Annotated in this window: 12 protein-coding genes; 6 read left to right on the plus strand and 6 right to left on the minus strand. The window is 71.2% G+C overall.

Going from position 1 to position 11,759, the window contains the following annotated elements; translation table 11 throughout:
* Positions 1–3 precede the first annotated feature (3 nt).
* From uraH to ACK8N7_RS05955, 6 genes are all read right to left on the minus strand, one after another.
* Positions 4–393 carry a hydroxyisourate hydrolase gene (gene uraH, locus ACK8N7_RS05930; RefSeq protein WP_403211148.1) on the minus strand — a complete coding sequence of 130 codons (390 nt, stop codon included), beginning with the start codon at positions 391–393 and terminating at the stop codon, positions 4–6.
* A gap of 20 nt (positions 394–413) precedes the next feature.
* Positions 414–950, minus strand: a complete 537-nt coding sequence (gene uraD, locus ACK8N7_RS05935; RefSeq protein WP_355082077.1) for a 2-oxo-4-hydroxy-4-carboxy-5-ureidoimidazoline decarboxylase — start codon at positions 948–950, stop codon at positions 414–416.
* 164 nt (positions 951–1,114) lie between these two features.
* Positions 1,115–1,513, minus strand: coding sequence for a helix-turn-helix domain-containing protein (locus tag ACK8N7_RS05940; RefSeq protein ID WP_403211150.1), 399 nt, complete (start codon positions 1,511–1,513; stop codon positions 1,115–1,117).
* Complete coding sequence (locus ACK8N7_RS05945) at positions 1,510–1,761, minus strand: thiamine-binding protein (protein ID WP_015612345.1); 252 nt, start codon at positions 1,759–1,761, stop codon at positions 1,510–1,512. The genes ACK8N7_RS05940 and ACK8N7_RS05945 overlap by 4 nt, the downstream gene beginning before the upstream one ends.
* Before the next feature lie 108 nt (positions 1,762–1,869).
* Positions 1,870–3,063, minus strand: a complete 1,194-nt coding sequence (locus ACK8N7_RS05950) for a lactonase family protein (RefSeq protein WP_500441313.1) — start codon at positions 3,061–3,063, stop codon at positions 1,870–1,872.
* Between the two features lie 123 nt (positions 3,064–3,186).
* The gene (locus ACK8N7_RS05955; protein WP_403211154.1) at positions 3,187–4,026 is read right to left on the minus strand and encodes a GntR family transcriptional regulator; all 840 of its coding nucleotides are present in this window, start codon (positions 4,024–4,026) and stop codon (positions 3,187–3,189) included.
* A gap of 287 nt (positions 4,027–4,313) precedes the next feature.
* Here ACK8N7_RS05955 and ACK8N7_RS05960 point away from each other — a divergent pair, with 287 nt between their 5' ends.
* From ACK8N7_RS05960 to ACK8N7_RS05985, 6 genes are all read left to right on the plus strand, one after another.
* Entirely contained in the window at positions 4,314–5,576 is a 1,263-nt protein-coding gene (locus tag ACK8N7_RS05960; protein WP_500441315.1) for an extracellular solute-binding protein, read from the plus strand.
* A 42-nt stretch (positions 5,577–5,618) separates the two neighbouring features.
* Positions 5,619–6,599 carry a carbohydrate ABC transporter permease gene (locus tag ACK8N7_RS05965; protein ID WP_500445695.1) on the plus strand — a complete coding sequence of 327 codons (981 nt, stop codon included), beginning with the start codon at positions 5,619–5,621 and terminating at the stop codon, positions 6,597–6,599.
* A complete protein-coding gene (locus ACK8N7_RS05970) occupies positions 6,596–7,441 on the plus strand; it encodes a carbohydrate ABC transporter permease (protein ID WP_403211158.1) in 846 nt (281 codons plus the stop codon). Before ACK8N7_RS05965 ends, ACK8N7_RS05970 begins: the two co-directional genes overlap by 4 nt.
* Before the next feature lie 58 nt (positions 7,442–7,499).
* Positions 7,500–9,113, plus strand: coding sequence for a beta-N-acetylhexosaminidase (locus tag ACK8N7_RS05975; protein WP_500441317.1), 1,614 nt, complete (start codon positions 7,500–7,502; stop codon positions 9,111–9,113).
* 37 nt (positions 9,114–9,150) lie between these two features.
* Positions 9,151–10,611, plus strand: coding sequence for a cellulose binding domain-containing protein (locus ACK8N7_RS05980; protein ID WP_403211162.1), 1,461 nt, complete (start codon positions 9,151–9,153; stop codon positions 10,609–10,611).
* 239 nt (positions 10,612–10,850) lie between these two features.
* Positions 10,851–11,690 carry a TIM barrel protein gene (locus tag ACK8N7_RS05985; protein WP_500441319.1) on the plus strand — a complete coding sequence of 280 codons (840 nt, stop codon included), beginning with the start codon at positions 10,851–10,853 and terminating at the stop codon, positions 11,688–11,690.
* Positions 11,691–11,759: the final 69 nt, after the last annotated feature.

Raw genomic sequence — 11,759 nt, forward strand, 5'->3', positions numbered from 1 at the left:
GTGCTAGCTCCCTCGGTAAACGGAGTAGCCGAACGGGTTGAGCAGCAGCGGTACGTGATAGTGCTCGCCCGGGACGACCGCGAACGCGATGGCCACCTCCGGGAAGAACGCGCCGCTGTCCCTTACGCGGGGGGCGTCCTGCTGCGCCTCGGCTTGCTTCTTGGAAAAGTACGTCTCGGTGTCGAATTCGAGACGCACATGGGTCGTTCCTTCCGGCAGCGCCGGCAGGTCCTTGCAGCGCCCGTCCGCATCGGTGGCGGAGGCTCCGAGCGTCACGTACGGCGAGCCGCTGCCGCTGCGGGCGGCGAGCGAGACGGCGACGGACGCGGCGGGGCGTCCGATGCTGGTGTCCAGGATGTGGGTGGACACCGATGCGGTCGTGTCGGTACTCAAGACCGTCACTCTCCTTGATCTCAAGAGTCCTGCACGGGAGCTTCCTCTGCGAGGGTCTCCCGCACCAGACGGGTCAGCCGGATGCGGTTGATCTTGCCCAGTTCGGTGCGCACGATCTCCCGCTCCTGCTCGGGCGAGTTCCCGGTCCGGGACTTCACCGCGTCGCGCATCTGCTCACCGGTGGCGCCGGTGGCACAGATCAGGAAGACATGTCCGAACCGCTCCTGGTAGGCCAGGTTCAGTTCGAGCATCTCGGTCTTGAGCTCCTCGGAGGCGCCGGCCATGCCCCGCTGCTCGCGGGAGGAGGTCGGGTCGCCGGGGATCGGACGCCCGATCGGCGGGTGGCCCGCCATCGCCTCGGCCAGGTCCTCCGCGGTGAGCTCGGCCATGGCGGCGTCGCTCGCGGAGAGCAGGGCTTCCTCGGTGGCGTACGGACGGCCGGCGAGGACGGTCTCTCCCCAGGCCGCACTGGCACAGACCTCGTGCAGTGCGGGGGTGGCCTCGCCGTCCGCCAGGGTGTTGAACCGGGTGAGGCCCGGTGTGGAGCTCGAAGTCACGGGAGCCTCCGTGGCTGTTTTTCGCTGTGCGTTGTTCGGGCTGCGGATAGCTAACGCCCTCCGCAACACGACGTCAACACTTTGTTGAAATCTCGCGAACGGAGAAAGCCGCCGTCCCGGTATGCGGACAGCGGCTTTCCTGTGCGTTCGGCGGGTTCGGCCAACTACTCACCCTTGGCCGAATGTTCCCTGTTCAGGTAGTTGTACACGGTGAAGCGGCTGACGCCCAGGGCACCGGCCACCGTCTCCACCCCGTGCCGCACGGAGAAGGCACCGCGTGCCTCCAGGGTCCGGACGACGGACTGCTTGGCCTTCCGGTCCAGGTCGGCAAGCGGCATCCCGTGCCGTCTCTCCAGTGCGGCGAGGACGTGGTCGAGCGAGTCGGAGAGCTGGGGCAGCCGTACGGCTATGACGTCCTGGCCCTCCCACGCGAGCACCACGTCGTCCGGCTGGGCCTGCTCGGGGCCGAGCAGCTCGGCGCCCATCGCGTCGACGAGCGGCTTGACCGCCGATACGAAGGGGTGGTCGACGGTGACCGGAGAGTGATCGGCGGATTCGGTCACCGGCCCTCCTCCCCGATCACATTGACCTGGAGCGAGACCCGGGTGGCGCCCGAGGCCAGGGCCCGGCGCAGCAGGGAGTCCACGGCGGTGAGCACCTCGTCCGCGCCCCCTTCCGCCGTGTTGCCGAACGGGCCGACGTCCACGGCGTCGAGCCCGGCGCTCTGGATGACCTCGCGGGCCACCACCGCGTGGGCGGGCGCCTCGTCGAGATCGAAGGGCTCGGTGGTGAATTCCACCCTCAAGCGCACTGTGCCTCCCTGATGTCCTCGCCGCGGGTGCGGGCGCGCGGCTCGGCCACGACTCTAACCGCTGCACGGGACCCCGCCCGGGTGCCCGCTGGGCCCCTGCGGCGGTGGTCAGGGCAGCGGCAGGACACAGACCGCGACCGGCGCCGGGAGCGGACCGCCCGCCGGGGCCAGGGAGCCGTCGGGGCCGACCCGGAAGGCGGTGACGGTGGAGGAGCGCTGGTTGGCGGCGAAGAGCAGGGAGCTGTCCGGGGAGAGGGCGAGCTGGCGCGGCCAGTCACCGCCGACGGGCACGGTGTCCAGCAGCCGCAGGACCGCCCCGCCGTCCTCCACCGCGTATCGGGCGAGGCTGTTGGGGCCCCGGTTGGCGAGGTACGCGTACGAGCCGTCGCCGGTGACGACGAGCTGGGCCGGGTAGCCGGTGTCCGACCCGGTGGACTGCCCCACGCCCGGGGTGAGGGCGCCGGAACCGGGGTCGTACGCGCAGACGACCGTGGTGTTGTCCAGCTCGCAGGCCAGATAGGCGAAGCACCCGCCGGGGTGGAAGGTGAGGTGGCGCGGGCCCGAGCCGGGTGCCAGGGCGGCGCGGGAGACCTCGGTGAGCGTTCCGGCGGACTCGTCGAGGCGGTACGTGTGGACCGTGTCGGTGCCGAGGTCGACGGCCAGGACATGGCCACCGTCGGGGGCGGTGACGATCTGGTGGGCGTGCGGCCCGTTCTGGCCGGGGCCGGGCGGCGGGGAGCTGTGGGTGACCAGGTCGGTGCGCTCGCCGAGCGAGCCGTCCTCCGCGATGGGGTGCACGGCGACGCTGCCGGAGGTGTAGTTCGCGCTGAGCAGCCAGTGCCCGGACGGGTGGACGGAGAGGTGGGTGGGGCCGGAACCGCCGGTGGGGCGGGTGCCGAGCACCTCGTACGTCCCGTCCGGCGCGAGCGCCACGGCGGTGACCGCGCCCGCGTCCTGCTCGGCGACCGCGTAGACCGTGGCGCCGGAGGGGTGCAGGGCCAGGTAGGAGGGGTTCTCGACGCCGGTGATCACGGGTCCCGGGGTGATCGTTCCGGTGGCGGTGTCGTACGTGGCGGTGCCGATGCCGGTACCGCCGCCCTCGGCGGAGGTGTACGTGCCGAGCAGGAGGGGGCGGGTGGCGCGGGGGCTGCCGGGCGGGGCCGGGGTGGCGGTCGGGCGGGCCGTGGCGCGGGCGGGGGTGGCGAGGGCGGGAGCGGCGGCCAGGGCGGCTCCCGCCAGCAGGCCGCCGAGGAGGCTCCGGCGGCTGGGCAGGGCGGGGCGCGGGCGGGGGGCTGCGTTCATGCGAGGCACCTCGTGTGGGGGTTCGGCTGCTTCGGATGTGTCCGCCACCCTGGCGCGCCGACGCCCCAACGACAAGAGGCGCAACCGGAGTTGCACCCCGCGCAACGCCGTTCGGGCCCGGGGTCACGCGCCCGCCTGGATGTCCCCCCTGGTGGAGGAGGTGATCGCGTCGCCGTGCGCGAAGTCGCCCGGCGGGATGCCCGGGTGGTGGCCCTCCCGGTCCGGGGCGACCTCGGCGGCCGGGCCCAGTGCGAGGCGGGAGACGATCCGGTAGCGGTCACCCCGGTAGAGCGAGTGGACGTACTCCACCGGCCGGCCGGCCGTGTCCGAGGTCAGCCGCTCGAAGAGCAGGGCCGGGGAGAGCTCGGGGACGTCGAGCAGCTTGGCCTCGGCTCGGGTGACGACGGTGGGCTCGATGGCCTGGACCGCCTCGTGGACATGCACGCCGTGGGTGGTGCGCAGATGCTCGTACAGGTCGCCGCTCTCCAGCTCCTGGGCACTGAGGCCCGGCACCAGCTCGGCCCGGATGTGCAGGTGCTCGATGGCCATCGGCGCTCCGTCGACCAACCGCAGCCGCGCCACGTAGACGATCTCGGCGGCGGGTGACATCCGCAGCTTGCGGCCGACCCGGGCCCCCGCCTGGAGGGTGGTGAACTCCAGCAGCCGGCTCGACCAGGCGCCCGCCGCCTGCGGCACGGTCAGCGCCCGGTCCCCCGCCACCAGCTCCTGGGTGATCTTGGCGGGCGCGACGAACATGCCCCGCCCGTGTTCGCGCACCAGGAGCCCGGCGGCGACCAGCTCGTCGACCGCCGCGCGCACGGTCGGCCGCGACACATCGAGCAGGGAGCACAGGGCCCGCTCCGAGGGGATCGCGTCGCCGGGGCTGCGCGACTCGATCAGCTCCAGCACTGCATCGCGCGTCCGCTCCCGTTTGAGCACCGTCCCCGGCACATCCGCTTCCACGCGCTCCCCTCCCGACGGGTCCATTTTCCTTACCAGTTGACCGGGCTTTCGAGACAACTGGCCTGCTGGTCAGGCGAAGTGTAGCGCCTACCGTCGGCGACCAGGGCGGACGTGTTACGAGCACATCACCAAATCACCTTCATACGCAGGGGGTTGACGGCCTCATTGGTCTATGCCACCTTCAACCCCCATCGAGAGGTGAGCTGTCCAGTGGACTTCACTGGTCAGGTGGTCAGGTGGTCGGGCCGGACTCAGGTCGGACTCAGTTCTGCTTTCCGAGGTGAACCGTGAAGTACCGCTTGCTTGCCGGTGGGTCCGTGCTCGTCCTGACCGCCGCGCTCAGTGCCTGTGGTCCGCCGTCCGACTCCGCGGGTGGGGACGGACGGACGACGGTGGATGTCTGGCTGATGCGCGACAGCGTCTCGGACACCTTCCAGAAGGAGTTCACCGCGGACTTCGAGAAACGCCACCCGAAGATCGACGTGAAGATCCAGATCCAGGAGTGGGACGGGATCGGCCAGAAGATCACCGCCGCCCTGGCCAGCAACGACGCCCCGGACGTCATCGAGGCGGGCAACACCCAGGTGGCGCAGTTCGCCGAGAGCGGCGGGCTGCTCGACCTCAGCGACCGGACCGACGAGCTGAACGGCGAGGACTGGCTGAGCGGTCTTGCGGAGCCGGGGGCGTACGAGGGGAAGCAGTACGGCATCCCGTACTACGCGGCGAACCGCGTGGTGATCCACCGCACCGACCTCTTCGAGAAGGCGGGCATCGACGCCGCCACGATCAAGACCCGAGAGCAGTGGATCGACGCCACCGCCAAGCTCAACAAGGGCGGTACGCAGGGCATCTACCTGCCCGGACAGCTCTGGTACGCGCTGGCCGGCTTCATCTGGGACGAGGGCGGCGACCTCGCCACCGAGTCCGGCGGAAAGTGGTCCGGCGCGCTGGACACCCCCGAGGCGCTGCGCGGCATGGCCTTCTACGAGGAGCTCCAGGCGCTCGGCAAGGGGCCCAAGGACTCCGACGAGGACGACCCGCCGCAGGCCGAGGTGATGGCGCAGGGACAGGTGGCCCAGGTCATCTCCACCCCGGGCGGCGCCAACGTCATCGTGGAGAAGAACCCCGAACTCAAGGGCAAGCTGGCCTTCTTCCCCATCCCGGGCAAGACCGCCGGCACCCCGGGCTCGGTCTTCACCGGCGGCTCCGACCTCGTCGTACCGGCCGCCGCGGCCCATCCCGACGAGGCGCTCACCTTCATCAAGGAGCTGACCGGGGACGAGTGGCAGAAGAAGCTCGCCGTCGCCATGAGCTACGTACCGAACCGCACCTCGCTCGCCCCCGCCGTCGCCGGTGACCCGGGTGCGGCGGCGATGGCGGTCGGCGCCGCCAACGGCCATGCCACGCCCAACACCCCGGGGTGGGCGGCGGTCGAGGCGGAGAACCCGATCAAGGACTACATGACGGCCGTGCTCACCGGGGGCGATCCGGCCAAGGAGGCGGCGAAGGCCTCGCAGGACATCACCCGGGCCATGAACGCCGGTTCCTGACCCGGCCCCACCCGATCACCAGCCACAGGAAGGATGCGTGCCGTGCCGGTCGTCGCCGAACGGACCCCAGCACCCCGCACACCCCGGCAGCGACCGGCCCCACGCCCCGCCGCACGCAAGGAGCCGGCAGGCCGGGCGCACAGCTTCTGGCCGTACGCCCTGATCGCACCCGCCATCGGCGGCATGCTCTATCTGCTGGTCTATCCGCTGGTGCGGGCCGTCCTGATCTCGTTCCAGGACTTCCGGCTCCGCCAACTGATCGCCGGTGAGGCGGAGTTCGTCGGGCTGCGGAATTACCGCACGCTGCTGGCGGACCCGCGGTTCTGGGAGGTGGTCCGCCGCACCTTCCTGTTCATGGCGGTCAATGTCGTCCTGATCATGGTGATCGCCACGCTGGTCGCCCTGATGGTGGAGCGGCTGCGCCGGGCCGGGCGGACGGTGGTGCTCTGCTCGCTGGTGCTGGCCTGGGCGATGCCGGTGGTGGCGGCGACCACGGTGTTCCAGTGGCTGTTCCACTCGGAGTTCGGCATCGTCAACTGGGCGCTGACCTCGATCGGTCTCGACTCCTTCGAGCGCTACCCGTGGTTCGCGAACGGGACGGCCGCGTTCGCCATCCTGGTGACGCTGATCGTCTGGCAGTCGGTGCCGTTCGCCGCGATCACCCTGTATTCCGCGCTGACCACTGTGCCGCTGGAGCTGTACGAGTCGGCGCGGCTGGACGGGGCGGGCGCGGGGCGGATCTTCCGCTCGGTGACCTTCCCGATGCTCCGGCCGATCTTCCTGCTGGTCTTCTCGCTGGAGGTGATCTGGACGTTCAAGGCGTTCGTGCAGATCTGGGTGATGACCCGGGGCGGACCGGGCGACGCCACCACGATCCTGCCGGTCTACGCGGTGCAGACGGCCCTCTCCAGCCAGCGGTACGACCTGGGCTCGGCCGCATCGATGATCACCGTGGTCCTGATGTCCGGGGTGCTCGTCCTCTACTTCCGCCAGATGTTCCGCCAGGAGGACGAGACCCGATGAACACCCGTACCGTACGCCCCCGACTGCGGCGCCTCCCCCTGAACATCGCCGCCGCCGTGACCGTCGTGGTCTGTCTCTTCCCCGTCTACTGGATGATCTCCACGGCCTTCAAGCCGTCGAAGGACATCCAGTCGGCCGACCCGCAGCTCTTCCCGCACACCTGGACCCTCGACCACTTCCGACGGGCCGTGGAAGCCGACGGGTTCGCGCTGTTCTGGCGCAACAGCATCCTGGTCACGCTGGGCGCGGTCCTGCTCGCGCTGCTGGTGGCGCTGGGAGCGGCGTTCGCCGTGGCGCGTATGCGGTGGAAAGGCCGGCGGCAGTTCATGCTGATGGTCTTCATCGCGCAGATGGCGCCCTGGGAGTCGCTGATCATCCCCGTCTACATCATCTCCCGCGACACCGACATGCTCGACCGGCTGCCGACGCTGACGCTGATCTACTTCATGATCACGCTGCCGTTCACCATCGTGGTGCTGCGCGGCTTCATCGGGACCATCCCGCCGGAGCTGGAGGAGGCCGCCCAGGTCGACGGCTGCACCCGGACCGGGGCGTTCTGGCGGGTGGCGATGCCGCTGCTTGCGCCCGGTCTCATGGCGACCTCGCTGTTCGGTTTCATCACCGCCTGGAACGAGTTCGCCTACGCCAACTTCCTGATCATCAAGCAGCAGGACAACCGGACCCTGCCGGTCTGGCTGTCGTCCTTCCAGAACACCTTCGGCACCGACTGGGGCGCCACGATGGCCGCCTCCACGCTCTTCGCGCTGCCCGCCCTGGTGATCTTCCTGCTGCTCCAGCGCCATGTCACCTCCGGCTTCGCCGCCGGTGCCGTCAAGGGCTGAGAGCCCGGGACCACCCGCGCCCGTCCCCGTACGCCCGCGAACCGAATCCGGAGACCCCGTGCCCGTATCGCGCCCCGACCTCGCCCTTCTCCCCCGGCCCACCAAGGTCTCCTCGCTGGGCGGCCGGCTGGTCCTCGACCGTGACACCGCCGTCCGGGCGCTCCCGGGCGCCCAACCGGCGGCCGCCCTGCTGCGCTCCCTGGTCGGCCCGGCCGCCGGGCTGCCGCTCGCCCCGTCGCCGGAGGGACGGATCGTCCTCGCGCTGGACGAGCAGCTCGGCGGCCTCGGCCAGGAGGGGTACGGGCTCACGGTCGGCCCGCAGGCCCTCCTCCTGCGCGCCGCCCACCCGACCGGGCTGCTCCGGGGCGTCCAGACCGTCCGCCAGCTCCTGCCCGCCGAGGCCCTGTCGGGCGGAGCACCGGGTTCCGGCGCCTGGGAGCTGCCGTGCGCCGAGATCACCGACGTACCGGACCGGCCGTGGCGCGGGGCGATGCTGGACGTGGCCCGGCACTTCCAGCCGGTCGGGTATCTGCGCCGGTACGTGGACCTGTTGGCGCTGCACAAGCTGAACACCCTGCACCTCCACCTCACCGACGACCAGGGCTGGCGGATGCCGGTCGACGCCTACCCCCGGCTGACCTCGGTCGGGGCGCAGCGGGCCCGGTCGCAGAAGGGGCCGAGCGGTCCGGACGGGGCGCACTTCGACGGCGTACCGCACGAAGGGGCTTACACCAAGGCGGAGTTGCGGGGGCTCGTGCGGTACGCGGCGGAGCGCGGGGTCACCGTCGTGCCGGAGATCGAGATGCCCGGCCATGTGCGGGCCGCGCTCGCCGCCTATCCGGAGCTGGGGAACGACCCGGCGCGGAGGCTGGACGTCTGGACCCGCTGGGGCGTCTGCGACACGGTCCTCGGAGTGCACGAGGAGGTCTTCGACTTCTGCCGGGCGGTGCTGGAGGAGGTCATGGACGTCTTCCCGTCGCCGTACATCCACATCGGCGGGGAGGAGTGCCCGACCACCGAGTGGGAGAACAGCCCGGCCGCCCGGGAACGCGCGGCGGCCGAGGGTCTCGCGGACCCGGCGGCGCTGCACGGCTGGTTCATGGGCCGGATCGGCGCGTTCCTGGTGGAGCGCGGGCGGATCCCGCTCGGCTGGGCCGAGACCGGCACCGAACTCCCCCTGGATTTCACGGTGATGACCTGGCGCGACCCCTCGCACGCGCTGGCCGCCGCCCGCCGGGGCCATCAGGTGATCGCCGCCCACCACCGGGCCACCTACCTCGACTACGCCCAGACCGGCGACCCGTCCGAACCGGTCGCCCAGCCCGGCGCCCCGGTGACCCTGCGCACGGTCCACGGCTACGAGCCGGCCCCCGCCGCATGGGCGGAGGCCGAGCGGGCGCGGGTGCTCGGGACGCAGGCCCAGCTGTGGACCGAGTACGTCCGCACGCCGGAGGAGATCGAGTACCTCAGCTACCCGCGGCTCTGCGCGCTGGCCGACCGTGCCTGGTCCGGCGGGCGCGGCGACTGGCCGGGGTTCGTCGAGCGGCTGCACCACCACACCGCCCGGCTGGACGCCCTGGGCGTCCCCTACCGCCCGCTGGACGCAGGGTCGCTCGCGGCCGCGTCCGGTCCCTCGGCAACCCCCTCAGGAACAGCGCGACCCCACTCGTAACCCGTCCCCCACCACCGTTCCGGAGAGGAACACACCAGTGAACACACCAGCCGACACCCCCCGCACGAAGCACCGCAGGAGCAGGCTGCGCACCGCCGCCGCCTCCGCCGCGGCCGTCGCTCTGGCCGCCACCGGTCTGGCCGCGCTGCCGTCCTCGGCGTCGGCCGCGGCGGACGGGATCGTCGTCCAGTACCGTACGAGCGCGTCCGGCGCGAGCGCCGACCAGAGCGAGCCGTGGCTGAAGGTGCGCAACGCCGGCGCCACCTCCGTACCGCTGAGCAGTGTCAAGGTGCGCTACTACTTCAAGGCCGACTCCCCTTCCGCCGCTTACCGGTTCGCCTGTTCCTGGGCGGTGAAGGGGTGCGCGAACATCACCGGCACCTTCGGGACGCTCGCCTCCCCGACGGCCACCGCCGACCGCTATCTGGAGATCGGCTTCACCCCGGGCGCGGGTTCACTGGCGCCGGGGGCGGACACCGGTGACATGCAGCTCCGGTTCCACCAGGCGTCCTGGGCCCGGCTCGTCCAGTCCGACGACTACTCCTTCGGCCCGGAGCGGACCGCGTACGGCGACTGGTCCAAGGTGACGGCCCAGGTGAACGGCGCGACCGTCTGGGGCGAGGCGCCCGGGGGCAACGGGCCGACCGACCCGCCGGACCCCACGGACCCGCCCACCGACCCGCCGGGGGACGCGCCGAGGCTGTTCGACGACTTCAACTACGGCTCGCACACCGACCCGAGGATCAACGCGAACGGCTGGAGCGTACGGTCCAACTCCGGCGGTCCCGGAGTGCCGGGCGCGACCTGGGCTCCGGAGAACGTCACCTTCGCCTCGCAGAGCGGGAACGCGGTGATGAACCTGGAGACCTCCACGGCGGGGACGGGGGGCTCGACCGAGCACACCGAGATCCTGACGCAGTCGATGAAGTTCAAGAACGGGACGTACGCGTCGCGGGTGAAGTTCAGCGACGCGCCGCGCTCGGGCCCGGACGGCGACCGGATCGTGCAGACGTTCTTCACGATCAACGACCTCAAGGCGCCGATGGCGGACGACTACGCGGAGTACGACTTCGAGTATCTGCCGAACGGCGGCTGGGGCGAGCCGGCCAACATCCTCTACACCACCTCGTGGGAGACCTACCGGCCCGACCCGTGGGAGGCGGTCAACGCGCACAGCGAGTCCCGGCAGTCCTTCGCCGGCTGGCACGACCTGGTGGTGACCATCGACAACAGCCAGATCACGTACTACGTCGACGGGCAGCACTTCGGGACGCACGGGGCGGCCTATCTGCCCGAGCGGCCCATGTCGATCAACTTCAACCAGTGGCTGATCGACCTGGAGGGGCAGCCGAGCACCACGCCCCGCGCCTACGACCAGCAGGTGGACTACGTCCTGCATGTGAAGGACCAGGTGCTCACCCCGTCGCAGGTCAACGCGATGGTGGGGGCGTACCGCAGTGCGGGGACGACGTTCCAGGACACGGTTCCGGCCGGGTAGCGGGGGCACCCACGGCGTGAGAGCCGGGCGGGGCGGGGGTCGACTGCGGCCCCCGCCCCGCTTTCGTATGCCCCAGGGGTTTCCCGGAAGGACTTCGAAGGCGCCCTATCCACCGATTCCGTACGTCGCCGGCCGGGGCGAATTTTGCGGCACCCCCTTGACAGCCCTACCACCCCCCAGGCAATCTTCCGTTAAGCAGAAACTAACTTCCGCAATACGGAAGGAGCGCCGACATCCTCATGGGATACCCGGACCAGCGCTTCGATGTGAACCTTTCGATCCTCTTCACGGAACTCCCGCTCCTGGAGCGTCCCGCGGCAGCCGCCGCGGCGGGCTTCACGGCGGTCGAGCTGTGGTGGCCCTGGATCGAGACCCCCACCCCGCCGCAGGCGGAGCTCGACGCCCTCAAGAAGGCGCTCGACGACGCCGGCACCCAGCTGGTGGGGCTGAACTTCTACGCCGGACAGCTCCCCGGCCCCGACCGCGGCGCGCTCTCCGTGCCCGGCACGGAGTCGGACCGCTTCCGGGCCAATATCGAGGTGGCGGCCGACTTCGCCGCCTCGGTCGGCTGCACGGCGCTCAACGCGCTGTACGGCAACCGCGTCGAGGGCGCGGACCCGCAGGTGCAGGACTCGCTCGCCCTGGAGAACCTGGTGCTGGCCGCCCGCGCGGCGGACCGCATCGGGGCGATCCTGCTCGTCGAGACCCTCAACAAGCCGGAGTCGCCGCTCTACCCGCTGGTCAGCGCACCGGCGGCGATCGAGGTCGTCGACAAGGTCAACGCGGCGACGGGCCTCGGGAACGCCAAGTTCCTGCTGGACCTGTACCACCTGTCGATGAACGGCGAGGACCTGAGCCAGGCCATCAAGGCGTACGCCGCGAAGACCGGCCATGTGCAGATCGCCGACAACCCGGGCCGCGGCGCGCCGGGCACCGGCTCGCTCCCACTGGAGCAGCTCCTGGACGAGCTGAAGGACGCCGGTTACGCGGGCTGGGTCGGCCTGGAGTACAAGCCGGGCGACCGGCCGAGCGCCGAGTCCTTCGACTGGCTCCCGGCGTCGGCCCGAGCGGCCGGCTGACCGGCCGCGGACGGGCCGGGCGGACCTCGCGGGTCGCGCCCAAACCCCTCACGTACACACGTTTTTCAG

Source organism: Streptomyces griseobrunneus (assembly GCF_046713465.1).
Lineage (GTDB): Bacteria > Actinomycetota > Actinomycetes > Streptomycetales > Streptomycetaceae > Streptomyces > Streptomyces microflavus.